The organism is Streptomyces sp. NPDC004266 (genome assembly GCF_042874095.1).
Taxonomy (GTDB): Bacteria; Actinomycetota; Actinomycetes; order Streptomycetales; family Streptomycetaceae; genus Streptomyces.
The window spans coordinates 432,532-456,837 of record NZ_JBIAMM010000001.1 but is presented as its reverse complement, the minus strand read 5'-3'; the positions used below and the strand labels follow the sequence as shown (position 1 = coordinate 456,837).

Below are 24,306 nucleotides of genomic sequence, written 5' to 3'. Positions count from 1 at the left end.
AAAGAAGGAACGAAACATGAGCATGGTCACGGGGCTCCGCAAGAAGGCCGCGGTCGTCGCCGCCACCACCGCGCTGCTCGTCGGCGGCGGTGTCGTCACCGCCACCTCGGCCTCCGCGGGCTACATGTGCGGCGCCGGGTACCACTGCGCGTACTGGGCGCAGCTGGGCGACAGCGGCTCGCACGACTACTACAACAGCGACGCCAACTTCACCAACGACTACTTCAACGACAACCCCGGCACGCCCGGCTCCGGCACGGTCGTGAACGACAACGTGCGTGCCGCCAGCAACTCCAGCACGGGCGGCTACGAGAGCCACTACTACCGCGACATCAACTACGGCGGCGGCCTGCTGTTCTGCGTGAACCCGGGCAGCCAGGTCTTCTACGGCAGCCTCGCGAGCTGGCAGGAGGCCCAGGCCAGCTCCCTCCAGCTGCGTCCGTCGACGACCATCCACTGCTTCTGAGCGAAGCCCGCTTCCGAGCGAACCCCGCGCACCACGCGCGAACGGGGCCCGGTGCCACAGGGGTGCACCGGGCCCCGCCCACTCCTCCGCCGACGAAAGGCATCCGCACCATGACCGGGACCCGTCGTCCCCGCCGTGTCCTGCTCACGCTCACCGCCGTCCTGGCGGGCGGAGCGGCCGTCGTCGGCGGCACGCTGCTGGCCTCCGCCCAGAGCGCTCCCCCGGTCTCCGACGAGGCCCTCGTGTCGACGGCCGCCCTGGAGCGGCTGCACCGGATGCCGCCCGTAACCGACCGTCTCTTCGCGTGGACCGGCGTCCAGGCCCGCAGCGCCGAGGCCGAACGCCGCTACGCCGTCGACTGCATGGCGCGGAAGGGCTTCCGCTACACCCCGAAGGCCACGCCCCCGGCGGGCTCCGGCGAGGACGAACGACCGCGTCCCTTCGGCCTGGAGACGCCCCCTTCCCCGACCCCGACCACTCCGGCCGAGCCCGGCGAGACGCCTCCGAAGCCCGGCAGCCCCGAGGCCTCCCCCGCGTACGCGAAGGCCCTCTTCGGCGACGAGGACAAGCGGGTGACGGTCAAGGGCGAGCTCGGCATGAGCGTGTCCAGGCCGGGAGACGGCTGCCTCGCCGAGGCCGAGACGCGCCTGCTCGGCGACGGCCGCACGCGCTGGCTCCGCACGCGGATCCTGCTCTTCGAGGGGCAGGAGCAGGCCCGCGCGGCCCTGGAGAAGGACCCGAGGTTCCGGGACGCGACCGGCCGCTGGCAGCAGTGCATGGACCGGGCGGACTTCCCCGGACAGCGCGACCCGCAGGCGCTGCTGAAGTCCCTGCCCACCCAGCGGGCCCGCCTCGGCGGCCGTGACATCCTGCGCGCGGATCTGCGCTGCAAGAGCACGACCGGCTATCTGACCATCGCGTACACCCGGCTCGCCGCCGTCCAGCAGGCCTGGCTGGACCGGCACCCGGCCGTCTCCAGGGACTGGACGGCCCTCCTCGCCCGCCAGGACGAGGCCGCGCGCGAGGTGCTCGCGACTACGGCTGCTGCGCCGTCTCCTCACTCGGGATGAAGCGGCCGGTGCAGCTGCGCGGGCCGTTCTTCGGGAGCGCCGCACAGACCCAGACCGAACCGTCGTCGGGCGCCGCGATCAGCGGCGTGTAGACGTCCCGGTCGAAGTGCACGACGTCGGCCTGGGCGGCGCCGTCGGAGTTGTTGACCACGACGGTGGCGCCGACCTGGGCGAAGGAGATCCGGCCCCAGGCGGCCTGGCAGGCCCGGCTGTAACGGAGCTCGATGACGAGGTCCTTGGGGATGGAGCCGGTGCGTACGGTGACGGCGTCGGCGCCGCAGTTCATCTTCTTCGGGTCACGGCCCTCGCAGCCCGTGAGGGTGCAGCCGGTGGCCGGTCCCGCGACCTTCACGACGGGCTTCGGGCGAGGGGCGGCCGGCGGTTCGCCGGAGCCGGAGAGGGCGGCGTAGGAGATCGCGCCCGCCACGAGGAGGACGGCGAGCACGACCGAGGACCACAGGACGCGGCGGCGCCGGGCCGTCGCCGCCCCGGTCCCGGTGTCCGCCCCGGCCTCGGCTTCCGCCCCGGTCCCGCTCTCGGGTTCCGGTGCCGCGCGCCGCGCGTCCTCCTCGGCCCAGAGCGCGAGCAGCGGGGCCGGATCGGTCCCGCAGAGCCGGGCGAGACGCTCCACGGCGTCGCGCGGCGGGAACTGCTTTCCGTTGACCCAGCGTTCCCACGACGACTTGGCGTAGTGCGTCTTCTCGCTGAGCTGGACGAAGCTCGATCCCGATGCCTTCTTCAACGCGAGCAGCTCGCTCGCCAGGTCCTTGACCGACCCCGCACGGTCCATCTGTGACCGATTCTCCCTGATATGCATGTCCATGCCAGCCATGAACGTGCATATCCTAGAGCGCTGTAAGGGGTGCCTCTCGCCCGAAAATTGCGTGCGTCAAGCATGCATCAGGCCAGAACCCGCCGGAAGTTCAGGCGCAGCAGTCGGGCTCCAGGCCGCTCGGCAGCCGCTCGCCGCCGAAGACGGCGACGGTCGCCTCCTCGCCGCCGAGGGCCGCGACCGCGAGGAGGAGGGAGCCCGCCGTCCAGGCGGTCTGCTCCTCGGGCCACACGGCCTTGTCGCCCTCCGTGGCGCCCTCGAAGACGTATCCCGTCCAGTACATGCCGTTCGCGGCGCGCAGGTGCCGGATGTCCTGGAGGATCGCGAGGGCCCGGTCGGACTCCCCCATCGCCCAGAGGGTGAGGGCGAGCTCGCAGCTCTCGCCGCCGGTGACCCACGGGTTGGGGACCACGCAGCGCACCCCGAGGCCGGGGACGACGAACCGGTCCCAGTCGGCCTCGATCCGGGCCTGCGCGTCGGCCCCGGTGACCGCCCCGCCGAGGACCGGGTAGTACCAGTCCATCGAGTAGCGGGACTTGTCCAGGAAGCGCTCGGGGTGCCGGCGGATCGCGTGGCCGAGGGCCCCGGCGGCCAGCTCCCAGTCGGGCTGCGGCTCCTCGCGGACCTCGGCGATGGCGAGGGCGCAGCGCAGCGCCTGGTGGATCGAGGAGCTGCCGGTGAGCAGCGCGTCGCGCACCGGCGTGCCGTCGGGCTCGCGCTTCCAGCCGATCTGGCCGCCGGGCTGCTGGAGCCCGAGGACGAACTCGACGGCCGCGTAGACGACGGGCCACATCCGGTCGAGGAAGGCGTCGTCGCCGGTGGACAGGTAGTGGTGCCAGACGCCGACCGCGACGTACGCGACGAAGTTGGACTCGAGGCTCCGGTCGGTGACCTGGTCCGGGTCGCCGTCGTGGTAGGCCGCGTACCAGGAGCCGTCGGCGTTCTGGTGGCGGGCGAGCCACTCGTAGGCGCGGGTCGCGGCGGCGTGCTCGCCGGCCGCGTCCAGGGCCATGGCGGCCTCGGTGTGGTCCCACGGGTCCAGGTGGTGCCCGCGGAACCAGGGGATGGCACCGTCCTCGCGCTGCACGGCGAGTATCCCCGCCACGGTCTCGGCGGCCTGCTCGGCGGTGAGCACCCCGGGCAGGACGAGGTGTTCGGCGATCCGCTCGGGAGACGTCACTTGGCCTCGTCCACGGTGTCGGCGGAGTCCGCGGCGGCGTCGGCCTTCGGCAGGTGGGGCTTGGTCGCGTACGCCACGAAGCTCTTGCCGACGACCGGGTTGAGCAGCTGCTCGGCGACCCGGGTCAGGGCGGGCTTCTTCATGATGTCCCAGACCAGGAGCTTGTGGTACGCGCGGACCGGCAGCGCCTTGTCGTTGTCGACGCCGAAGGCGCACTTCAGCCACCAGTACGGCGAGTGGAGCGCGTGCGCGTGGTGGGTGCCGTACGGCCTGAGGCCGGCCTGCCGGATCTTGGCGAGCAGCTCGTCGGCCTTGTAGATGCGGATGTGGCCGCCCTCGACCTCGTGGTACGCGTCGGAGAGCGCCCAGCAGACCTTCTCGGGCCCGTACCGGGGCACGGTGATCGCGATCCGGCCGCCCGGCTTGAGGACGCGGACCATCTCGGCGAGCACGCCCTTGTCGTCGGGGATGTGCTCCATGACCTCGGAGATGATGACGACGTCGAAGGACTCGTCGGGGAACGGCAGGTTGAGGGCGTCGCCCTCCATCGCGGTCGCGGTCGCGCCGGCGGGGGCCTCGCCGGCCTCCTTCATGGCGGCGAACCACTTGGCGACCTCGCGGATCTCCTCGCCGTTCTGGTCGAGGGCCACGACCTGGGCGCCGCGCCGGTAGCACTCGAAGGCGTGCCGGCCCGCCCCGCAACCCAGATCGAGCACACGGTCGCCGGGGGCGAGCGGGAAACGGGTGAAGTCGACGGTCAGCACGAGGTCTGCCTTTCGGTGTGGACAGAGGGTTGTGGGCAGGTGTCGCCGCCGCCCGGGCGTGGGCGGGCGTTCCGCGGGGCGAGGGGGGTCCCCCCTGCTCGATCGAGGCCGAGAGCTCGGGGGAGGGAGGGCACGACCCCACCGCCGGGCCGCGCCCGGCGAACGGAGCGATGCCTCACCGGCGGGCCCCGGCGCCTTGGCGGGCCACGGCCTCGCGGTACAGCTCGGCGGTGCCCTGCGCGGCCCGCGCCCAGGTGAAGCGGTCCAGAACCCGCGCACGGCCGGCCGCACCGAGCCGCGCCCGCAGCCCGGGATCGCCCAGCACCCGTCCGAGCGCGGCGGAGAGCGCCCCCGCGTCACCGGGCGGCACGGCCAGGCAGGTCTCGCCGTCGGGACCGGCGACCTCCGGGATGGCGCCGCCCGTCGTGGCCACCAGCGGGGTCCCCGTCGCCATGCCCTCCGCGGCCGGCAGCGAGAAGCCCTCGTACAGCGAGGGCACGCAGGCGACCTGCGCGGACCGGTAGAGGTCGACGAGCTCGGCGTCGGTGATGCCCTTGACGAACTCGACGGCGCCGTCGAGCCCGTACCGCTCGATGGCCTGCGCGACCGGGCCGTCCTCGGCGCGCTTGCCGACCACGACGAGGTGCGCGTCGGGGTTCTCGGTGCGGAGCTTGGCGAGCGCCTCGATCAGGTGGACGAGGCCCTTGAGGGGGACGTCGGCGCTGGAGGTGGTGACGATCCGGCCGGGGACCTCGGCGACGGACGGGTCCGGGGACCAGAGGTCGGTGTCGGCGCCGATGTGGACGACCTCGATGCGGTCCTCGCGGACGCCGAGGTGCTCGACGATCTCCTGGCGGGAGGTGCCGGAGACGGTGAGCACGGACGGCAGCCGGCGGGCGACCCTCTTCTGCATGTTGGTGAAGGCGTACCAGCGGCGGACGGAGGCGCGGCGCTTCCAGTCGGCGGCGGCGTCGAGTTCGAGCTGCCGGTCGACGGTGATCGGGTGGTGGATCGTCGTGACGAGCGGCGCGCCGATGGCGCGCGGACCGCCGAGGAGTCCGTAGCCGAGGGTCTGGTTGTCGTGGACGACGTCGAAGTCGCCGCGGCGGGCGGCGAGCAGGCGCCGGGCCCGCAGGGAGAAGGTGAGCGGCTCGGGGAAGCCGCCGGTCCACATGGTGGCGACCTCGAGGGCGTCGATCCAGTCCCGGTACTCGTCGCGCTTCGGGGTCCGGAAGGGGTCCGGCGAGCGGTACAGGTCGAGGCTGGAGATCTCGGTGAGCGGCACGCCCTCGTCGAGCGTCGGGTACGGCTGGGAGCCGATGACCTCGACGGTGTGCCCGAGGCGGGCGAGCTCGCGGGAGAGGTGCCGGACGTAGACGCCCTGGCCCCCGCAGAACGGGTTGCCCTTGTACGTGAGGAGAGCGATCCGCAACGGACGGTCACCGGCCGTGGTGACGCCCTGTCGGGGGCTTGCCTCTATGGCCTCAGCGGTCATGCGCGACCCCCTTCGAGCGTGCGTTTCGCCGGAGCGTAACCGCTCGCGCTAATCTAGAACAAGTTACAGACTTGATCGTTCTGGATCTTCTCGGCCGACTTCTTGATCCTTCAAGAAGGACAGAATCTACCGGCAGGTAGCTCCGTGGTGAGAGCCGGAACAGGTGATTCGCGCCACGGCGGCCGCACCGCCATACTGTCGCTCCCCACCGCACGGAACGGGACCTCATGACCGCAGACAACAGAGCGGACCACAGACCCGCGTCACCGCCCCTCACGGAGCGCCAGGAGGCGCGGCGCCGCCGCATCCTGAACGCCAGCGCGCAGCTCGCGGCCAGGGGCGGTTTCGACGCCGTGCAGATGCGGGAGGTCGCCGAGGCGGCGGGGGTCGCCCTCGGCACGCTGTACCGGTACTTCCCGTCCAAGATCCATCTGCTCGTGGCGACCATGCAGGACCAGCTGCAGCACATGCACACGACGCTGCGGAAGCGGCCGCCCGCCGGCGCGGACCCGGCGGAGCGGGTCGCCGAGACGCTGATGCGCGCCTTCCGGGCGCTGCAGCGGGAGCCGCAGCTGGCCGACGCGATGGTGCGGGCGCTGACCTTCGCGGACCGCAGCGTGAGCCCCGAGGTCGACACGGTCTCCCGGCTGACGACCGCGATCATCCTGGACGCGATGGGGGCGGAGCACCCGACCCCGAGCCAGCTGTCGGCGGTCCGGGTGATCGAGCACACCTGGCACTCGGCGCTGATCACCTGGCTGTCCGGACGCGCCTCGATCGCACAGGTGAAGATCGACATCGAGACGGTCTGCCGGCTGATCGACCTGACGGCACCGGCGCGGACGCCGGAGCCGACGGGCTAAGCGGTGCCGCTCGCGTCCCCGGCGGGCGGGGACACGAGCGGCCGGGGCCCGGAAGCGTCAGGACTTCTTCTGCTTGGCGTTCTCGGCCTTCATGACCGCCTCGCACTCCGGGGAGGCGTCCGTGGCGACGAACATCACCAGCTTCAGCGGGCCCGTCGCGTGGTTGCTGGCCTGGAGCTGCCAGGTGCTCTTCGTCAGGGACTTGATGACCGAGCCCTGCAGCTCGGAGCTGCGGGCCTCGGTCCAGCCGCCGCCGGTCAGGGCCGTGACCGTGTCCGCGTAGGACTTCTTCGGGTCGGCGGCCTTCTCGGCGTCGGCCGTCCAGGAGACCATGCAGTCCTTCAGCGCCTCCGGCACGTCCTCGCCCGAGGAGTCCTGCGTGAAGCCCGCCCCGGTCGCCGCGTCCGTCAACTCCTTGGTGACAGCGGCCGCGTCGAGCTTCTGGTCGCTCGAACCGCCCGAGCCCGAACCGCCCGTCGCGGACGAACCGGCCGAGGACGAACCGCCCTTGTCCGTACCGCCCTCGCTCCCACAGCCCGCGACGAGCAGCACCACACCGGCGGCCGCGGCCACCCACATCGCCTTGCGCACAACACTCCCGATTCCGCGCGCACGAAGGCCCGTTGCCCCCGTGACCAAGGGGCCCAGTTTTGCACGCGGGAACGTCCGGGTGCCGCAACGGCGCCCGCGTCAGGGCCGTACGGCGTCCACCGGGAACCCCGGCGGGGCGCTCATCCCGCCGTTCTCCCTCACGCAGGCCCGGCCGAAGGCCGCCAGGCCGATGTACGAGGACGCCCCGGCCGGTCTCCCGCTCACTCCTCCGGCGGGAAGACCGGCTCCCCTCCGTCCGCCAGGGTGATCAGGATCGCCTCCACGGGGCAGCCCTCCGCCGCCGCGAGGAGGCGTTCGCCCGCGTCCGTCTCCGGTTCCACCGGGTGGGACTGTCGGGCCGTGTCGAGGCGGAAGCCGGCCGGGGCGTGGTTGACGCACATGCCGGAGCCGATGCAGACGCTCCGGTCGACCTCGACGTGCCAGCGGTCGCCCATCACGCGTCCCCGTGTCCGGCGGGCAGGTGGATCATCTTGTGCTCCAGGTACTCGCCGAAGCCCTCGGGGCCGAACTCCCGCCCCAGGCCCGAGTTCTTGTAGCCGCCGAAGGGGCCGAGCATGTCGAGGCTGAAGGTGTTGACGTTGAAGGTGCCGGTGCGGACCCGGCGGGCGAAGTCGATGCCGTGCTCCACGTCCCCCGTCCAGACGCTGCCGCTGAGCCCGTACTCGGAGTCGTTCGCGATCCGCAGGGCCTCGGCCTCGTCCCCGTACGGCAGGAGGCAGACGACCGGGCCGAAGATCTCCTCGCGGGCGATCCGCATGGAGTTGTCGACGTCGCCGAAGAGGGTCGGCTCGACGTACCAGCCGCGGTCGAGGCCCTCCGGGCGGCCTCCGCCGGTGAGCAGCTTCGCGCCCTCCGCCTGGCCGATCCCGATGTAGTCGAGGGAGCGCTGCTGCTGGCGCCGGGCGACGAGCGGGCCGACCTGGGTGGCCGGGTCGAGCGGGTCGCCCACGACCAGCGCGCCGGCCGCCGCCGCGAAGGCCTCGGCGATCTCCTCGTACCGCGAGCGGGGGGCGAGGATGCGGGTCTGGGCCACGCACGCCTGCCCGTTGTTCATCCAGGCGGCCGGGACGATCCCGGCGACGGCGGTCTCCAGGTCGGCGTCCGGCAGGACCACGGCCGCCGACTTGCCGCCGAGTTCGAGGGTGACGCGGGTGAGGTTGCGGGAGGCGACCTCCATGACCCGCTTGCCGGCGGGGACCGAGCCGGTGAAGGAGACCTTGTCGACGCCGGGGTGGCCGACGAGGTACTCGCTGACCTCGCGGTCGGCGGGCAGGATCGACAGGACCCCCTCCGGGAGCCCGGCCTCGGCCGCTATCTCGCCGAGGATGTACGAGTCGAGGGGCGACTCCGGCGAGGGCTTGAGGACCACCGTGCAGCCGGCGAGCAGCGCGGGGCCCAGCTTGGCGGCGGCGGTGAACTGCGGGACGTTCCACGGGACGACGGCCGCGACGACGCCGACCGGCTCGCGCCGCACGAGCAGCGGCCCGAGGACGCCGCCGCGCCGCTCCTCGTACGGGAAGTCCCGGGCGACGGTGATCGCCGCGTCCCAGACCATCATCGCGCCGAGCGCCTGCGCGAGGACGGACCAGGAGTACGGGGAGCCGTTCTGCGTGCTGATGGAGCGGCCGATCTCCTCGTACCGGACGGCGATCGCGTCCTTGATGCGGGTGACGACGGCGATCCGCTCCTCGACCGTCGTCCGGGGCCAGGGCCCCTCGTCGAAGGCCCGGCGGGCGGCGGCGACGGCCCGGTCGACGTCGGCCTCGGAGGCGTGCGGGACACGGCCGATGACCTGCTCGGTGTGCGGGGAGATCACCTCGATGACGCCGGTGCCGAGCGGTTCGGTCAACTCCCCGCCGATGAACAGCCTTCCGTGCTCCACAAGCTCGGTCATGACCGCTGCCTCCCGAGGAGATGGACGTGCCCACTGGGTTTTCTGACGGTGCTTCAGAACTGATACCAGTTCTAGTTACACTTGGCCATACTTGAGACCGAACCGGCCCCCACCAGCGGCTTTACCGCCGGCGGGGGCCGTCGTCGCGCTCCGGTTCCCGGGGTTCGCCCTCCGCGTCAGTACTGCAGCAAGTCCTCGGGCGCGAAGAGGCCCTCCGGGTAGCGCGTCCCGTCGTCGTCGAGCGGCGCCGCCCACCGGCCCGTGCCGCGGTAGATCGTGAGCTTGTAGGTGGCGGTCGAGCGGTTCCTCGCGAGGAGGTCCGGGCGGCCGTCGTGGTCGAGGTCGCCCACGGCGGTGATCTCGGCGTACTGGTTCCAGCCGCCGCCGATGCGGGTGCGGGGCGCGAAGGTGCCGTCGCCCTTGCCGAGGTGGAGCCAGAGCACGCCGTCCCTGTCCCGGGCGACGAGGTCGCCGGCGCGCCCGCCGGCCAGGTCACCGGTGGCGGTGACGAGGTTGTAGGCGCCCCAGCCCCCGCCGATCCTCACCCGGCCGGCGAAGGGCTTGCTCCAGCTGCCCGTGCCCTTGTGGAGCCAGGCGACGCCGGCCCTGTCGACGCCGACCAGGTCGGGGCGGCCGTCGCCGGTGAGGTCGGAGCCCCCGGTGAGCAGCCGGTACGCCTGCCAGCCGGTGCCGACGCGGGTGCGGGGGGCGAAGGGCTTGGCGGGGTCGCCGGTGCCCAGGTGCTGCCACAGGACGCCGTACCGGTCACGCCCCAGGACGTCGGCGTGGGCCGCGCCGCCGATGTCGCCGGGCGTGACGAGGTGGTCGTACACGCCCCATCCGGCCGTGCCCCACTTCGCGCTCACCCACGGCACCGGACCGTCGGGGTTGTACGCCAGGATCTGGTTGGTGTCGTAGGCCCCCAGGTGCCCACCGCTCGTCTTGATGAGCAGGTCGGGATCGACGCCGTCGGTGAAGCTGTGCGGGAGGTGCGGGCCGCCCACGGTGAGGGTGCCGCTCCGCTCGTGGACGGGACCGAGGCCGTATCCGGTCCGGGCCGTCATCCGCCACGTGTACGAGCCGTGCCGGACGGAGGTGCCGTCGTCGAACCGGCCGTACCAGGGCAGGTCGGCGAGGCCGTCCGGGCTCAGGTAGGTGGTCGTGAGCGTCGACCTCTTCCCCGTGGCCGTGTGGGTCAGCACGACCTGCACGGAGGCGTTGACGGCGGGAGCGAACTGCCAGCTCAGTCGGGGGGCGGGGGCCTTGCTGAAGTCGACGACGGCGGGGACGTTCTGGCCGGTCAGCTTCAGGACGACCGCGCGCCCGGTGCGCGCCACGAGCGTGACGACCGGGTCGCCCTCGGGACCGGCGGTGATCCGGTAGAGGCCCTCGCCCTGCTCGACGGTGCCGCCCCTCGCCAGGATCGCCCCGTCCCCGTCGCCGCGGACGTCGTGCACGACGTCGAGGAGCTTGACCGTCCGGCCGTCCTTCAGCGAGCGGGCCGTCAGCGCGTAGAGCGGGTTGGGCGTCGTGGCGTACCGGCCGTCGGTGAGGCCGTACGTGACCCAGTCGCCCAGGAATTCGGTGGTGAGCGGTGAGCTCAGTCCGGGCACGTTGCTCGGTCCGAGCGGGATGCGCTCGGAGTCCTCCTGCCCGCGCCGCGCGACCCGCAGGACCGCGTTGCCGGCGTTCGTGTCCTCGGTCCAGGCGAAGTGCGTGGCGGACGCGGCGGTGGCGAGCTGATGGGCGTAGGCGCTCGCCCCGGTCAGGGCCCGGTCCTCCACGACCGTGGCGGAGGCGACGTCCACCAGCGCCGCGCGCCAGGCGTCCCCGTCCGCGGTCGGCCGGTAGCGGAGGATCAAGGTGTCCGGCGCGCTCACGTCGACATCGGCCCCGCGCATCCCCGCGGGAAGCCCCTGCACCGTCCGGTCGACGGTCCGGCCGTCCTGGTTGTCGAGGAGGTGGAAGCCGGTGGTGCTGCTCACGACGACGGTGGAGCCGACCAGTCGCGAGAAGTAGGTGCCCGAGCCCAGGTGGCTCGCGTCGATCACGACGGGGGCCGCGTCCTTGGAGCTCATGTCGTACAGGGTGTAGACGGGTCCCGTGACACGGGGGTTCATCCCGACGACGACGTCCGACCCGACACCGCCCGCGTAGACCGCGGTCTCCCCGGTGCCCGCGGGCAGCGTGGTCACGGAGCCGTCCGCGTACCGCGTCCAGTTGTAGTGCCCCTGACCCGCCCAGAGGAAGCCCGACGGGCCGCTGCCGAGGACGTTCGTGTCGACCGGCAGGCCGACGACGGCCTGCTGCTCCGCCCCGGTGCCGGTCTCCGCGGCGAGGGTGCCCGTCGCCGGGGCGGCGGACGCCGGGGCGGCGACCAGGGCGCCGGTGACGGTGGCGAGGACGAGGGTCGCGGCGGCGAGTCCGCGGCCGGTGGCGCGGTGGCGGTGAGGGTGCATGATGTCCGTTTCTTCAGTCGGAGGAGGAGGGCGCGTCGCCCCCTCGATGGACCGGTCGCACGAGCGCTCGCACGAACGACAACCAGACAGACATACGAGACATGGCGATGGTTGTACGGGGAGCCGGCGATGCCGACCCACCCCGCGGGACCTGCCCCGACCACCGGAACGCAGGTCACCGGCGGGTGGAAGTCACCGCACCACGGGCTACTCTGACGGATAGTCAGTTTCAGTTGGCGGCGGGCGACGGCCGACCGGTGCGCAGAGACGAGGACGCTCATGACCCAGGTGACCGAGCACGGCGGAGGCGTCTGGTCCCTGCGGGTGCCCATCCCGGACAATCCCCTGGGCCACACCCTGGTCCACGTCCTCGACACCGACCGCGGCCCGGTCCTCGTCGACACGGGCTGGGACGACCCGGCGTCCTGGACCGAACTCACCGACGGGCTCACCGCCCTGGGGCTGTCCGTACGGGAGATCCACGGCGTCGTCATCACCCACCACCACCCCGACCACCACGGCCTCTCCGGCCGGGTCCGCGAGGAGTCCGGGGCCTGGATCGCCATGCACGCCGCCGACACGGCCGTCGTCCGCCGCACCCGCGAGTCCGAACCCGGCACCTGGCTCGACTACCTCGCCCGCAAGCTCGCCACCGTCGGCGCCCCCGACGACCACATCGCCCCGCTGCGGGCCGCCCGCGCCTCCGGCCGGACGCGGACCCTGCCCGGCCTCCGCTCGGCCCTCCCCGACCGCGAGATCGTCCCCGGGGAGCTCCTCGACCTGGCCGGACGGAGGCTGCGCGCGATCTGGACGCCCGGCCACACCCCCGGGCACGTCTGCCTGCACCTGGAGGAGGAGCACCCCTCCCGGCTGCCCGGCCACGGCCGGCTCTTCTCCGGCGACCACCTGCTGCCCGGGATCTCCCCGCACATCGGCCTCTACGAGGACCCCGACGAAGTCACGGAGACCGACCCCCTCGGCGACTACCTCGACTCCCTCGAACGGATCGGCCGCCTCGGCGTCGCCGAGGTCCTCCCCGCCCACCAGTACGCCTTCGCCGACGCCGCGGGCCGGGTCCGCGAACTCCTCGACCACCACGAGGAACGCCTCACCGGCCTCCTCTCCCTCCTCACGACCCCCCTCACGCCCTGGCAGCTCGCCGAGCGCATGGAATGGAACCGCCCCTGGGAGCAGATCCCCCACGGCTCCCGCAACATCGCCGTCAGCGAGGCCGAGGCCCACGTCCGCCGCCTGGTGAAGCTCGGGCGCGCGGAGCCAGTGGCGGGCACGGACCCCGTCACGTACGTCGCGGTCCGGGGACCCGGCCTCAGGCCTTGAAGAGGCGGATGAGGGACATGATCAGGACCAGCGGGGAGACGCCGCCGCCGAGCACCATCACGGGGATCGCCACCCACCACAGCCAGTGCTGCCCGCCGTGCTCGTAGGAGTCGTAGCCGTTCTCCACGAACAGGAACCACAGGAGGTGCAGGGTCAGCACGGCGATCAGCGCGATCCAGTAGACGGCGATCCCGGCCGACCACAGCCGGACCCGGCCGGGCCGGACCGTGAGCAGCCGCCCCCGGTAGCCGTGGAGGCCCACCGTCGCGGCGATCAGGAGCAGCGTCGCGGGGACGCGCCACCAGTCGTCCATCGCCCACTGGTAGGGGCCCTGCGCCTGGTCGGAGAGCGAGGGGTACGCCTCCGCCCGGCTCAGGAGGTCGACACCGCCCACGAGGAAGGCCACCATCGGCGCCAGGTAGAACAACCCGAACAGGGGCCTGCCCAGACCCGCGGTCAGCGTCCGCACGGCGCGCTCCCGCGCGGTCGGCACCCCCGTCGACCGGGCGCGGGCCCGCGGCGCGGCGGCCGGCCCCCGGACGGCGGCGCGGGGCGGGGGCAGAACGACGGTCGGCGGGGGCGGGGGGAGGACGGTGGTGGCGGCGGTGGCGGCCGTCGCACCCGTCCCGGTACCGGTGCCCGTGGGCGCCGGCTTGGGCCCGGTGTCCGGCTCCGACGCCGGCCCCCGCTCCGACGCCGGCCCCCGCTCCGGCCCCCGCTCCCGCTCCGGCTCCGGCTCGGACTCCGCCTCCGCGTTGAGCAGCTCCTCCGCCTTCTGCGCGATCGCCGCGACCACCGGGGCCGGCAGCCAGCTCCCCGACTCCTCCCGGTGGGCGTCGGCGGTCGCGGCGAGCTCGGCCACCGGCGGTCGGTCGTCCGGCCGCTTGGCCAGGCAGCGCCGTACGAGCTCCGCGAACGGCCCCTCGGCCCCGGTGAGGTCGGGCTCGTGGTGGACGAGCCGGTACAGCAGCTCCGCCACCGACCCGCCACCGAAGGGTCCGCGTCCGGTCGCCGCGAACGCGAGCACCGCGCCGAGCGAGAAGAGGTCCGCGGCGGGACCGACCGTCCGCCCCTCCGCCTGCTCCGGCGACATGAAACCGGGCGAGCCGACGACCAGACCCGTTCCCGTCAGGGCCGTCTCGTCGGCGGAGCGCGCGATGCCGAAGTCGATGAGCAGGGGGCCGGACGGTGAGAGCAGCACGTTGGACGGTTTGACGTCCCGGTGGACGAGCCCCGCCCGGTGCACGCCGTCGAGGGCGTGCGCGAGGCCGGAGAGCAGCCGCCAGAGGGCCGGTTCGGGGAGGGGTCCGTGCGCCAGGACCGCGTCGGAGAGCGCGGGGCCCGGCACGTACGCGGTGGCCAGCCAGGGCACCTCCGCGTCCGGGTCGGCGTCGAGGACGGGGACCGTGCCCGCTCCGCGTAACGACTGGGCGGCCCGCACCTCGCGGGCGAAGCGCGTCCGGAAACCCGGGTCGCCGGCGAGGACGCCGTGCACCACCTTGAGCGCGACCGTCCGGCCGCCCCGCGAGCGGCCCAGGTAGACGCGGCCCATGCCGCCCTCGCCCAGCCGGTAGAGGAGCCGGTAGGGACCGACCCTCCGCGGGTCGCTCTCGGTCAACGCCCGCATTCCGCACCCCCGTGAAGACGCCGTCGTCCTGCCGTCGCCGGTCCACGCGCGCGCGTGGGCGGCGGCGTCAGCATGGCACAGCGATCAGCTGCCCGGGGAGCGTCCCGGCAACCTGCTCCCACCCCCGTGTGAGGCACCTCCCACCCCCGGAGAAGCGTCCTTACGGGCCGGTAGAGTGGGCGCGTCGTCATCATGCCCGTACGGGGGGAAGCCGGTGGAAATCCGGTGCCGCCCCTTCCCCTGGCCCTCGGCTTCGCCCGAGCAGGGGATGCCCCGAGCCGTGAGCCGCTCCGAAACCAGCGGCGAGCCGGAATGCCCCGCCCGGGACGTGACCGCCGGCACCGTCGAGGAACACGGAGCCGAGCCTGGTGCCCCCGAGGCGTGCCGGTGCCCGGCCGCAGGAGAGGGCCCCATGAACACCGTCCGCCGCGGCGCCGCCGCGCTCGCCGCCGCCGCAGTCGTGCTCGGCACCGGAGTAGCCGGGGCGGCCTCCGCCGCGCCCTCGCCGTCGCCGTCCACGGGCACGCTCCCGTCCGGCCTGTACGGCACGAAGGACCCGACGTACGACGGTGTCTGGCGTCAGTCGCTCGCCTTCCTCGCCCAGCGCGGCACCGGCTACCAGCCCGCCGACCGGGCCGTGGACTGGCTCCTGGGCCAGCAGTGCGCCGACGGCTCGTTCGCCTCGTACCGCGCGGACGTGTCGAAGCCCTGCGACGCGAAGACGATGCGCGACACCAACGCCACCGCCGTCGCCGTCCAGGCGCTCCACGCCGTGCGCCGCCAGGCCGCCGCCCCGGAGACGATCGACAAGGCCGTCAAGGCCGGCTCCGACTGGCTGCGGAGCGTGCAGAACAAGGACGGCGGCTGGGGCTACGGCGTCGGCGGCGCGAGCGACGCCAACTCCACCTCGATCGTCGTCGGCGCGCTCGCCGCGATCGGCGTGCGGCCCGTCTCGTTCACCTCCGCCGAGGGCCGCACCCCGTACGACGCGCTCCTCGCCTTCGCCCTGCCCTGCTCGGACAAGGACGGCGCCGGGGCCTTCGCGTACCAGCCGGACAAGACCGGCAAGCTCCTCGCCAACGCCGACGCCACCGCGGCGGCCACCCTCGCCGGGCTCGGCAAGAGCGTCGTCGCCACCAAGGCCTCCCCAGAGCAGCCGCCGGCCTGCACGGACCTGTCGAAGCCGACCGTCGAGCGGGCCGCGCTGAACGGCGCCTCCTACCTGTCGAAGGCGCTCGCGAAGACCGGCCACCTCACCCTGCCGCCGATGCCGGGCGCCACCGACACCACCGCGCAGCCCGACGTCGGCAACACCGCCGACGCCGTCGTCGCGCTCGCCGCCGCGGGCGCCGCCAAGGAGGCCGAGCCGGCCCTGGCGTGGCTGGAGAAGAACTCCGCCGCCTGGGCGAAGGAGGGCGGCCCGGCCGCCTACGCCCAGCTGATACTGGCGGCCCGCGCGACGGACACCGACCCGCGCGAGTTCGGCACGGCGGACCTGGTCGAGCAGCTCAACGCCACCGGCCCGGCGCCCAAGACGCCGGACACCTCCGCCTCCTCCACCAGCGACGACGCCGAGTCCGGCTTCGACGTCTGGTGGATCATCGGCATCGGCACGCTCGTCGGCGTCGGCGTCGGCTTCCTCGTGAGCGGCCGCAAGAAGTGACCGCCGGGACGAGGGTCGCGGGGGCGAGGGCCGGGGAGACACGGATCGCCGGGACGAGGGTCGCGGGGAGACGGATCGCCGGGATCACGACCGCCGCGGCGAAGGTCGCGGGCGCCGTGGCCGGGGCGCTCCTCGCCCTGATCGCGGTCGCGGCGGTCCCGGCGCAGGCGGCCGGTTACCGCTACTGGTCGTTCTGGGAGAGCGACGGCGGAAAGCCGTGGACGTACGCCACGCAGGGCCCGGCGACCGCCCGGCCCTCCGACGGCGACGCCCTCGGCTTCCGCTTCGCGATCAGCAACGGCACGGACGACACCTCCCTGCCCTCCGTCGCCCCCGACTTCCCGGGGATCTGCGGAGGCGTGGAGAAGAGGGACGGCACCAAGCGGATCGCGGTCGTCGTCGACTTCGGCGGCCCCGCGGACGCGCCCCCCGGAGAGGCCCCGCCGAAGAAGCTGGTCAAGGTCGGCTGCGCGGAGGTCCGCGAGGACGCGACGGGCGCGGAGGCGCTGGCCGCGGTGGCGAAGCCGCTGCGGTACGACAGCTCGGCCATGCTGTGCGGGATCGCGGGCTACCCGGCGCACGGCTGCGGCGAGCAGGTCACGGAGCGGACCCCGGCCTCGGCCGGTCCCACCGCCCCGGCCGCCGCGGAGGGTTCGGGCGGCGGCCCGTCCTTCGGCGTGCTCGTCGGCGGGGCGGCCGTCCTGGCCCTCGGCGGGGCGGCGATCTGGAAGGCCCGCCGGCGCGCATGAGTGCCGCCCCCAGCGTCCCCCGTGGCCTCCGGGTGTTCACCGCCTCCGTGCTCACCGCCCCCGAGGCGAGCCGGGCCAACGCCCTGCACGCGGGCGCGTGGTGGCTGTGGGCGCTCGGCCTGGCCGTCGCCGCCTCCCGGACCACGAACCCGCTGCTGCTCGGGCTGCTCGTCGGGGTCGCCGGATACGTCGTCGCGGCCCGGCGCACGGACGCGCCCTGGGCCCGCTCGTACGGCGCGTTCGTGAAGCTCGGCCTGTTCGTGGTGGCCCTGCGGGTGGTGTTCTCGCTGCTGCTCGGCTCGCCCCTCCCCGGTACGCACGCGCTGTTCACGCTGCCCGAGGTGCCGCTGCCCGACTGGGCCCGGGGGATACGGATCGGGGGCAGGGTGACGGCCGAGCAGCTGGTGTTCGCGCTGTACGACGGCGCCGAGCTGGCGACCCTGCTGATCTGCGTGGGGGCCGCGAACGCCCTCGCCAACCCGGCGCGGCTGCTGAAGTCGCTGCCGGGGGCGCTGTACGAGGTGGGGGTCGCCGTCGTCGTGGCGATGACCTTCGCGCCGAACATGGTCGCCGACGTGGCCCGGCTGCGGACCGCCCGCCGGCTGCGGGGCCGGCCCACGGGCGGGGTGCGGGCGGTGCTCCAGATCGGCCTGCCGGTCCTGGAGGGCGCCCTCGAGCGGTCGATCGCGGTCGCCGCGTCGATGGACGCGCGCGGGTACGGGCGGACGGCGCAGGTCCCGGCGGCGGTACGGCGCACCACGAACGTCCTCACCCTGGGCGGGCTCCTCGGCGTGTGCGCCGGCTCGTACGGGCTGCTCGCGGCGGAGGGCGCGGGGTACGGGCTGCCGCTGCTCGGCGCCGGACTCCTCGCCGCCGTGGCCGGCCTCCGGCTCGGCGGCCGCCGGACCGTCCGCACGCGCTACCGGCCCGACCGCTGGGGCGCGCGGGCCTGGCTGGTCGCGGGCTCCGGGGTGGCGGTCGCCGTCCTGATGATCCGGGCGAGCGCGTACGCCCCCGAGGCGCTGCGCCCCGGGGTCGTCCCCCTGGAGGCGCCGGAGCTGCCGCTGTGGCCGGCGGTGTCGGTCCTGGTGGGCCTGATCCCGGCGTTCGTGGCGCCCGTACCTTCGCCCCTGGAGAGGAACACGTGATCCGGTTCGAGAACGTCTCGGTGCGGTACGAGGAGGACGCCGGGCCGACCCTGCGGAACGTGGACCTCACCGTCCCCGAGGGCGAGCTCGTGCTCCTCGTCGGGCCCTCGGGCGTCGGCAAGTCGACCCTCCTCGGCGCGGTCTCCGGCCTCGTCCCCCACTTCACGGGCGGCACCCTGACCGGGCGGGTGACGGTCGACGGCCGCGACACCCGCGCGCACCCGCCGCGCGAGCTCGCCGACCTGGTGGGCACGGTGGGGCAGGACCCGTCCGCGCACTTCGTCACCGACACGGTCGAGGACGAGCTCGCCTACGGCATGGAGTCCCTGGGGCTCGCGCCCGGCGTCATGCGGCGCCGCGTCGAGGAGACCCTCGACCTCCTGGGCCTCGCCGCGCTGCGCGACCGCCCGATCGCCACGCTCTCCGGCGGCCAGCGCCAGCGGGTCGCGATCGGCTCCGTCCTGACCCCGCACCCCAAGGTCCTCGTCCTCGACGAGCCGACCTCCGCGCTCGACCCGTCGGCGGCGGAGGACGTCCTCGCGGTCCTCCAGCGCCTGGTCCACGACCTGGGCACGACGGTCCTCCTCGCCGAGCACCGCCTGGAGCGCGTCGTCCAGTACGCGGACCAGGTCCTCCTCCTGCCGGAGGCCGTGATGGGCCCGCCGGCCGAGATGATGGCGGTCTCCCCGGTCCACCCGCCGGTGGTGGCCCTGGGCCGCCTCGCGGGCTGGGACCCCCTGCCGCTGACGGTGCGGGACGCGAGGCGGCGGGCGGGCGGCCTGAAGGGGAGGCTGGAGGGCCGGGTCCCCGCGGGGCCGGACCTCCAGCCCGTCCGGCGTTCGGGCACGCGGCCGGAGGCCGGACGGGGCCCGGGACGGAGCGACGGTCCCGGGAAGGGAAGGGGTGGGGGGATCAACCCCTTCAAACGGCGCCGCACCCAGGCCTCCGCCCCCGCCCCCACCGCTCCCCCGGCCCTCGTCGAAGGCCTCGCCGTACGCCGCGGCCGCGTGGAAGCCCTCCGCCGGATCGACCTCCGGGTCGCCCCCGGCGAGACCGTCGCGCTCATGGGCCGGAACGGCGCCGGCAAGTCCACCCTGCTCTCCACGCTCGTGGGCATGATCGAGCCGACGGGCGGCACCGTCCGGGTCGCCGGCCACGTCCCGCACGCCACCGACCCCCGCGAGCTGATCCGCCGGGTCGGCCTGGTCCCGCAGGAGCCGCGGGACCTGCTGTACGCGGACACCGTGGCCGCCGAGTGCGCGGCGGCCGACGCGGACGCGGGCACGACGCCCGGGACCTGCCGGGCGCTGGTGGAGGAGCTGCTGCCGGGTCTGGCGGACGACACGCACCCCCGGGACCTGTCCGAGGGCCAGCGGCTCGCGCTCGCGCTGGCCGTGGTCCTGACCGGCCGCCCGCCGCTGCTCCTGCTCGACGAGCCGACGCGCGGCCTGGACTACGCGGCCAAGGCCCGTCTGGTCGCGCATCTGCGCGGTCTCGCGGCGGAGGGGCACGCGATCGTGCTGGCCACGCACGACGTGGAGCTGGCGGCGGAGCTGGCGCACCGGGTGGTGATCGTCGCGGACGGGGAGGTGGTCGCGGACGGCCCGACGGCCGAGGTCGTGGTGTCCTCGCCGGCGTTCTCCCCGCAGGTGGCGAAGATCCTGGCACCGCAGCCGTGGCTCACGGTCGAGCAGGTGGAGGCGGCGCTGTGAGCACCCGCCCCGCCCGCCTGGTCCGCACCACCCGCCTTGGCCGCACCACCCGCCTTGGCCGCAGCACCCGCGCCGTCCGTCCGATCCGGCTCGGGCCGCGCTCGGTGGCCGCGCTCCTCCTCGTCTCCCTCATCGGTCTGATCGGGATCGGCTGGCCGCTCTTCGCCGACGGCGCGGCGGCGGTCACGGACCACGCGGCCGACGCCCCCTGGCTCTTCGCCCTGATCCTCCCCCTCCTCATCGCGGTCGTCGTGGCGACGATCGCCGACTGCGGGATGGACGCGAAGGCGGTGGCGATGCTGGGCGTGCTCGCCGCCGTGGGCGCGGCCCTGCGGCCGCTGGGGGCGGGGACGGCCGGCCTGGAGCCGATGTTCTTCCTGATGCTGTTGAGCGGCCGGGTCCTCGGGCCGGGCTTCGGTTTCGTCCTGGGCGCGGTGACGATGTTCGCGTCCGCGCTGCTCACGGGTGGTGTGGGGCCGTGGATGCCGACGCAGATGCTGGCGATGGGCTGGTTCGCGATGGGCGCGGGGCTGCTGCCGGGCCCGGAGGGGCTGCGGGGGCGGGCCGAGCTGCTGATGCTGTCCGCGTACGGGTTCGTGGCGGCGTTCGCGTACGGCACGGTCACCAACCTCTACGGATGGGTGACGGTCGGCGGCGTCGGCCAGGCGATCTCCTTCGTGCCCGGGGATCCCGTGCACGAGAACCTGGTCCGTTTCCTCGCCTACGTCCTCGCCACCTCCCTCGGCTGGGACCTCGGCCGGGCCGCTCTCACCGTCGTCCTGACCCTCACGGTCGGCGGCGCGCTCCTGAGGGCGCTGCGGCGGGCCACGCGGCGGGCGAACTTCGAGGCCCAGGTCACATTCGCGGCGCCGGAAGGGCCCTCCCCGGGTGAGGCGCCCCACAGGACCTACGTCACGTACGAGCTGGAATAGTAGACCGACAGACCTGCCCAAACCGCCCCACACCCGGTCGTGGCCTGCGGAAACGTCACGTACCCACCCGCCCCCGCCGACCCTCCGGGTCCGAACCTCCCTCGTACTGGGGGTCCTTGCCCGGCCGTTCGGACCCTGCTTCTCTGGTGGACGTCGCCAGGCAGCCGGTGCTCAGGACACCTCGTCCGGGAGCACCACGGCAGGCCGGTTCCCCCAGTTCCCGGGCTTCCCGGGCCCTGGTTCCGGCATGCCGAAAACGCCCGGCGCACCCCTTGTCCCCGACGTTAGGTAAGACGTTTTGTTCCGCTCGATCGCCACTCGTGTCAACGCCCGCAAGAAGACCTTCGCCGTTTCCGCCGCCGTGCTCGTCGGCACGTCGGCCGCGGTGATGGGCACGACGGGCTCGGCCTCGGCCGCCTCGGAGCAGGAGATCGCCCGCCAGATCGTCCCGCCGGCGCAGTTCGCGTCCTTCAGCAAGATCGTCGAGCACGAGTCCGGCTGGAACCACACCGCCACCAACTCGTCCTCGGGCGCCTACGGCCTGGTCCAGGCCCTGCCGGCCTCGAAGATGGCCTCGGCCGGTGCCGACTGGAAGACCAACCCGGCCACCCAGATCAAGTGGGGCCTCAACTACATGAACGAGCGCTACGGCTCCCCGAACGCCGCCTGGGCGTTCTGGCAGGCCAACGGCTGGTACTGAGAAGCACCACTGCCGCATCGCGCATCCGCAAGGCCCCGCCCTCCTCACGGAGGGGCGGGGCCTGCGGCGTTCCACGCGGAGGGCTCCGTCAGAGCCGCTGGATGATCGTCCCGGTCGCGAGCGCCCCACCCGCACACATGGTGACGAGCGCGAACTCCTTGTCGGTGCGTTCCAGCTCGTGCAGGGCGGTGGCGATGAGCCGGGCGCCGGTGGCGCCGACGGGGTGGCCGAGGGCGATGGCGCCGCCGTTGACGTTGACCTTCTCCAGGTCCTGGTCGAAGACCTGCGCCCAGCTCAGTACGACCGAGGCGAAGGCCTCGTTGATCTCGACGAGGTCGATGTCCCTCAGGCTCATCCCGGCCTTGCCGAGGACGGCCCGGGTCGCGTCGACGGGCCCGTCGAGGTGGTAGTGCGGGTCGGCGCCGACGAGGGCCTGGGCGACGATCCGGGCGCGGGGGCGGAGCTTGAGGGCGCGGGCCATGCGCTTGGAGGCCCACATGAGGGCGGCGGCGCCGTCGGAGATCTGGGAGGAGTTCCCGGCGGTGTGGATCGCGGTGGGCATGACGGGCTTGAGGCGGGCCAGGCCCTCCATGGTGGTGTCGCGCAGGCCCTCGTCACGGTCGACGAGCCGCCACATGCCCTGTCCGGCGGCCTGTTCGGCCTCCGTGGTGGGGACCTGGACGGCGAAGGTCTCGCGCTTGAAGCGCTCCTCGGCCCAGGCGGTCGCGGCCCGTTCCTGGGAGAGCAGGCCGAGGGAGTCGACGCGCTCGCGGGTGAGTCCGCGGCGGCGGGCGATGCGCTCGGCGGCCTCGAACTGGTTGGGCAGGTCGACGTTCCACTCGTCGGGGAACGGTTTGCCCGGGCCGTGCTTGGAACCGGAGCCGAGCGGGACGCGGGACATGGCCTCGACGCCGCAGGAGATCCCGATGTCGATGACGCCGGCCGCGACCATGTTGGCGACCATGTGGCTGGCCTGCTGCGAGGAGCCGCACTGGCAGTCGACGGTGGTGGCGGCCGTCTCGTAGGGCAGGCCCATGGTGAGCCAGGCGGTGCGGGCAGGGTTCATGGACTGCTCGCCGGCGTGGGTGACCGTACCGCCGACGATCTGTTCGACGCAGTCGGCGTGGATGCCGGTGCGGCCGAGGAGTTCGCGGTAGGTCTCGCCCAGGAGGTAGGCGGGGTGGAGGTTGGCGAGCGCGCCTCCGCGCTTGCCGATGGGGGTGCGTACGGCTTCGACGATGACGGGTTCCGCGGCCATGGGCTCGTCCTCTCCTCGACCGACCGGGGTGTCCCGGCACCCCGGCCGGTCGGCGTCACGGGGAACTAGTACGCGTTCTAGTTCTTCCTGCAGTCTTATGACTGCTACCGCCGGTACGCAAGGGTCCGGGACGCAACAGTTCCCGCTCCGCCCCTTGCCACTTGTAGAACTCGTTACTAACTTTCCCGGCAACTTCTGATGGTCCATCAGATATGGAGAGTGTTGCCGATGGCCTGCCCCCACCTCCCCGACGGGTTCGACGCCACCGACCCCGATCTGCTCCGCGACCGCGTCCCCTTCCCGGAGTTCGCCCGGCTGCGGCAGACCGCGCCCGTGTGGTGGTGCTCCCAGCCGGCCGGCGTCACCGGCTTCGCGGACGGCGGGTACTGGGCGGTCACGCGCCACGCGGACGTCAAGTACGTCTCCACCCACCCCGAGCTGTTCTCCTCGAACGAGAACACCGCCGTCATCCGCTTCAACGAGCACATCACCCGGGACCAGATCGAGGTCCAGAAGCTGATCATGCTCAACATGGACCCGCCCGAGCACACCCGGGTCCGCCAGATCGTCCAGCGCGGTTTCACCCCCCGCGCGATCCGGAACCTGGAGACCGCCCTGCGCGACCGCGCGCACGCCATCGTCGACGAGGCGCGGCGCGGCACGGACGCCGACGGCACCTTCGACTTCGTCACCCGCGTCGCCGTCGAACTCCCCCTCCAGGCCATCGCCGAGCTCATCGGCGTCCCCCAGGAGGACCGTTCCCGGATCTTCGACTGGTCGAACAAGATGGTCGCGTACGACGACCCCGAGTACGCCATCACCGAGGAGATCGGCGCCGAGGCCGCCATGGAACTCATCGGCTACTCGATGAACATGGCCGCCGCCCGCAAGGAGTGCCCCGCCCAGGACATCGTGTCGCAGCTCGTCGCGGCCGAGGGCCAGGGCAACCTCTCCTCCGACGAGTTCGGCTTCTTCGTGCTGCTGCTCGCCGTCGCCGGGAACGAGACCACCCGCAACGCCATCAGCCACGGCATGCACGCCTTCCTCACCCACCCCGACCAGTGGGAGCTCTTCAAGCGCGAGCGGCCCGCGACCGCCGCCGAGGAGATCGTGCGCTGGGCGACCCCCGTCGTCTCCTTCCAGCGGACCGCGACCCAGGACACCGAACTCGGCGGGCAGAAGATCCGCAAGGGCGACCGGGTCGGCCTCTTCTACTCCTCCGCCAACAACGACCCCGAGGTCTTCACCGACCCCCAGCGCTTCGACATCACCCGCGACCCCAACCCCCACCTCGGCTTCGGCGGCGGCGGACCCCACTTCTGCCTCGGCAAGTCCCTCGCGATCAAGGAGATCGAGCTGATCTTCCACGCCATCGCCGACGCCCTGCCCGACCTCACCCTCGCCGGCGAACCGCGCCGGCTGCGGGCCGCCTGGCTGAACGGCGTGAAGGAACTCCGCGTCCGCAGCGCGTGACCCCGGCGGGACGGCCCCCGACCGGACGCCCCCGCGGGTGGAACCGGATCCTCCCCGGACACGTCCGAGCT

The 24,306-nt window shown here is 73.5% G+C and carries 21 protein-coding genes; 11 read left to right on the top strand and 10 right to left on the bottom strand.

The window, feature by feature from the left end; genetic code table 11:
* The first annotated feature begins 16 nt into the window (after positions 1 to 16).
* Positions 17 to 466 (top strand): hypothetical protein, encoded by a 450-nt coding sequence (locus ACFYUZ_RS02020; protein WP_389305419.1) that lies wholly within the window; start codon positions 17 to 19, stop codon positions 464 to 466.
* A 110-nt stretch (positions 467 to 576) separates the two neighbouring features.
* A complete protein-coding gene (locus ACFYUZ_RS02015) occupies positions 577 to 1,536 on the top strand; it encodes a hypothetical protein (RefSeq protein ID WP_389305418.1) in 960 nt (319 codons plus the stop codon).
* On the opposite strand, the gene ACFYUZ_RS02010 is transcribed toward ACFYUZ_RS02015, so the two are convergent.
* The 4 genes from ACFYUZ_RS02010 to ACFYUZ_RS01995 all read right to left on the bottom strand — a co-directional run bounded on the left by ACFYUZ_RS02010 (position 1,502) and on the right by ACFYUZ_RS01995 (position 5,807).
* Complete coding sequence (locus ACFYUZ_RS02010) at positions 1,502 to 2,326, bottom strand: DUF2690 domain-containing protein (RefSeq protein ID WP_389305417.1); 825 nt, start codon at positions 2,324 to 2,326, stop codon at positions 1,502 to 1,504. The genes ACFYUZ_RS02015 and ACFYUZ_RS02010 overlap by 35 nt on opposite strands.
* A gap of 133 nt (positions 2,327 to 2,459) precedes the next feature.
* Positions 2,460 to 3,548, bottom strand: a complete 1,089-nt coding sequence (locus ACFYUZ_RS02005; RefSeq protein WP_389305416.1) for a prenyltransferase — start codon at positions 3,546 to 3,548, stop codon at positions 2,460 to 2,462.
* Positions 3,545 to 4,312 carry a class I SAM-dependent methyltransferase gene (locus ACFYUZ_RS02000; protein WP_389305414.1) on the bottom strand — a complete coding sequence of 256 codons (768 nt, stop codon included), beginning with the start codon at positions 4,310 to 4,312 and terminating at the stop codon, positions 3,545 to 3,547. The genes ACFYUZ_RS02005 and ACFYUZ_RS02000 overlap by 4 nt, the downstream gene beginning before the upstream one ends.
* 175 nt (positions 4,313 to 4,487) lie before the next feature.
* Positions 4,488 to 5,807, bottom strand: coding sequence for a glycosyltransferase family 4 protein (locus ACFYUZ_RS01995; RefSeq protein ID WP_389305412.1), 1,320 nt, complete (start codon positions 5,805 to 5,807; stop codon positions 4,488 to 4,490).
* 227 nt (positions 5,808 to 6,034) lie between these two features.
* Between ACFYUZ_RS01995 and ACFYUZ_RS01990 the strand changes: the two genes are divergently transcribed.
* Positions 6,035 to 6,670: a TetR family transcriptional regulator gene (locus ACFYUZ_RS01990; RefSeq protein WP_389305410.1), complete on the top strand. Its 636-nt coding sequence runs from the start codon at positions 6,035 to 6,037 to the stop codon at positions 6,668 to 6,670.
* Between the two features lie 57 nt (positions 6,671 to 6,727).
* Here ACFYUZ_RS01990 and ACFYUZ_RS01985 read toward each other — a convergent pair whose 3' ends face one another.
* The 4 genes from ACFYUZ_RS01985 to ACFYUZ_RS01970 form a co-directional block, all read right to left on the bottom strand.
* Positions 6,728 to 7,261 (bottom strand): hypothetical protein, encoded by a 534-nt coding sequence (locus tag ACFYUZ_RS01985; RefSeq protein WP_389305409.1) that lies wholly within the window; start codon positions 7,259 to 7,261, stop codon positions 6,728 to 6,730.
* A gap of 221 nt (positions 7,262 to 7,482) precedes the next feature.
* Entirely contained in the window at positions 7,483 to 7,716 is a 234-nt protein-coding gene (locus ACFYUZ_RS01980) for a ferredoxin (protein WP_030688175.1), read from the bottom strand.
* Positions 7,716 to 9,176, bottom strand: a complete 1,461-nt coding sequence (locus ACFYUZ_RS01975) for an aldehyde dehydrogenase (protein ID WP_389305407.1) — start codon at positions 9,174 to 9,176, stop codon at positions 7,716 to 7,718. Before ACFYUZ_RS01975 ends, ACFYUZ_RS01980 begins: the two co-directional genes overlap by 1 nt.
* 176 nt (positions 9,177 to 9,352) lie before the next feature.
* Entirely contained in the window at positions 9,353 to 11,635 is a 2,283-nt protein-coding gene (locus ACFYUZ_RS01970; RefSeq protein ID WP_389305405.1) for an FG-GAP repeat domain-containing protein, read from the bottom strand.
* 279 nt (positions 11,636 to 11,914) lie between these two features.
* Here ACFYUZ_RS01970 and ACFYUZ_RS01965 point away from each other — a divergent pair, with 279 nt between their 5' ends.
* The gene (locus tag ACFYUZ_RS01965) at positions 11,915 to 12,973 is read left to right on the top strand and encodes an MBL fold metallo-hydrolase (RefSeq protein WP_389305403.1); all 1,059 of its coding nucleotides are present in this window, start codon (positions 11,915 to 11,917) and stop codon (positions 12,971 to 12,973) included.
* Here ACFYUZ_RS01965 and ACFYUZ_RS01960 read toward each other — a convergent pair.
* Positions 12,963 to 14,591, bottom strand: coding sequence for a serine/threonine-protein kinase (locus ACFYUZ_RS01960; RefSeq protein ID WP_389305402.1), 1,629 nt, complete (start codon positions 14,589 to 14,591; stop codon positions 12,963 to 12,965). The two genes, ACFYUZ_RS01965 and ACFYUZ_RS01960, sit on opposite strands and share 11 nt — an antisense overlap.
* Positions 14,592 to 15,012: 421 nt before the next feature.
* Between ACFYUZ_RS01960 and ACFYUZ_RS01955 the strand changes: the two genes are divergently transcribed.
* The 6 genes from ACFYUZ_RS01955 to ACFYUZ_RS01930 all read left to right on the top strand — a co-directional run bounded on the left by ACFYUZ_RS01955 (position 15,013) and on the right by ACFYUZ_RS01930 (position 21,504).
* Positions 15,013 to 16,263, top strand: a complete 1,251-nt coding sequence (locus ACFYUZ_RS01955; protein WP_389305400.1) for a prenyltransferase/squalene oxidase repeat-containing protein — start codon at positions 15,013 to 15,015, stop codon at positions 16,261 to 16,263.
* A gap of 74 nt (positions 16,264 to 16,337) precedes the next feature.
* Positions 16,338 to 17,012: an SCO2322 family protein gene (locus ACFYUZ_RS01950; protein WP_389306249.1), complete on the top strand. Its 675-nt coding sequence runs from the start codon at positions 16,338 to 16,340 to the stop codon at positions 17,010 to 17,012.
* Entirely contained in the window at positions 17,009 to 18,160 is a 1,152-nt protein-coding gene (locus ACFYUZ_RS01945) for an energy-coupling factor transporter transmembrane protein EcfT (protein ID WP_389305399.1), read from the top strand. The genes ACFYUZ_RS01950 and ACFYUZ_RS01945 overlap by 4 nt, the downstream gene beginning before the upstream one ends.
* Positions 18,157 to 19,872: an ABC transporter ATP-binding protein gene (locus ACFYUZ_RS01940; protein WP_389305398.1), complete on the top strand. Its 1,716-nt coding sequence runs from the start codon at positions 18,157 to 18,159 to the stop codon at positions 19,870 to 19,872. The genes ACFYUZ_RS01945 and ACFYUZ_RS01940 overlap by 4 nt, the downstream gene beginning before the upstream one ends.
* 17 nt (positions 19,873 to 19,889) lie before the next feature.
* Positions 19,890 to 20,804: an ECF transporter S component gene (locus ACFYUZ_RS01935; protein WP_389306247.1), complete on the top strand. Its 915-nt coding sequence runs from the start codon at positions 19,890 to 19,892 to the stop codon at positions 20,802 to 20,804.
* Between the two features lie 298 nt (positions 20,805 to 21,102).
* A complete protein-coding gene (locus ACFYUZ_RS01930; protein ID WP_389305397.1) occupies positions 21,103 to 21,504 on the top strand; it encodes a transglycosylase SLT domain-containing protein in 402 nt (133 codons plus the stop codon).
* Between the two features lie 88 nt (positions 21,505 to 21,592).
* On the opposite strand, the gene ACFYUZ_RS01925 is transcribed toward ACFYUZ_RS01930, so the two are convergent.
* Complete coding sequence (locus ACFYUZ_RS01925; RefSeq protein ID WP_389305395.1) at positions 21,593 to 22,762, bottom strand: steroid 3-ketoacyl-CoA thiolase; 1,170 nt, start codon at positions 22,760 to 22,762, stop codon at positions 21,593 to 21,595.
* A gap of 228 nt (positions 22,763 to 22,990) precedes the next feature.
* Between ACFYUZ_RS01925 and ACFYUZ_RS01920 the strand changes: the two genes are divergently transcribed.
* The gene (locus tag ACFYUZ_RS01920; protein WP_389305393.1) at positions 22,991 to 24,235 is read left to right on the top strand and encodes a cytochrome P450; all 1,245 of its coding nucleotides are present in this window, start codon (positions 22,991 to 22,993) and stop codon (positions 24,233 to 24,235) included.
* Positions 24,236 to 24,306: the final 71 nt, after the last annotated feature.

Bases quoted from the DNA above. Each gene is read 5' to 3' on its own strand.
- ACFYUZ_RS02015 (WP_389305418.1), top strand. From the start codon at position 577: ATGACCGGGACCCGTCGTCCCCGCCGTGTCCTGCTCACGCTCACCGCC.
- ACFYUZ_RS01965 (WP_389305403.1), top strand. From the start codon at position 11,915: ATGACCCAGGTGACCGAGCACGGCGGAGGCGTCTGGTCCCTGCGGGTG.
- ACFYUZ_RS01980 (WP_030688175.1), bottom strand. From the start codon at position 7,716: ATGGGCGACCGCTGGCACGTCGAGGTCGACCGGAGCGTCTGCATCGGC.
- ACFYUZ_RS02010 (WP_389305417.1), bottom strand. From the start codon at position 2,326: ATGGACCGTGCGGGGTCGGTCAAGGACCTGGCGAGCGAGCTGCTCGCG.
- ACFYUZ_RS01990 (WP_389305410.1), top strand. From the start codon at position 6,035: ATGACCGCAGACAACAGAGCGGACCACAGACCCGCGTCACCGCCCCTC.
- ACFYUZ_RS01975 (WP_389305407.1), bottom strand. From the start codon at position 9,176: ATGACCGAGCTTGTGGAGCACGGAAGGCTGTTCATCGGCGGGGAGTTG.
- ACFYUZ_RS01995 (WP_389305412.1), bottom strand. From the start codon at position 5,807: ATGACCGCTGAGGCCATAGAGGCAAGCCCCCGACAGGGCGTCACCACG.
- ACFYUZ_RS01925 (WP_389305395.1), bottom strand. From the start codon at position 22,762: ATGGCCGCGGAACCCGTCATCGTCGAAGCCGTACGCACCCCCATCGGC.
- ACFYUZ_RS02020 (WP_389305419.1), top strand. From the start codon at position 17: ATGAGCATGGTCACGGGGCTCCGCAAGAAGGCCGCGGTCGTCGCCGCC.
- ACFYUZ_RS01920 (WP_389305393.1), top strand. From the start codon at position 22,991: ATGGCCTGCCCCCACCTCCCCGACGGGTTCGACGCCACCGACCCCGAT.
- ACFYUZ_RS01955 (WP_389305400.1), top strand. From the start codon at position 15,013: ATGAACACCGTCCGCCGCGGCGCCGCCGCGCTCGCCGCCGCCGCAGTC.
- ACFYUZ_RS01970 (WP_389305405.1), bottom strand. From the start codon at position 11,635: ATGCACCCTCACCGCCACCGCGCCACCGGCCGCGGACTCGCCGCCGCG.
- ACFYUZ_RS01945 (WP_389305399.1), top strand. From the start codon at position 17,009: ATGAGTGCCGCCCCCAGCGTCCCCCGTGGCCTCCGGGTGTTCACCGCC.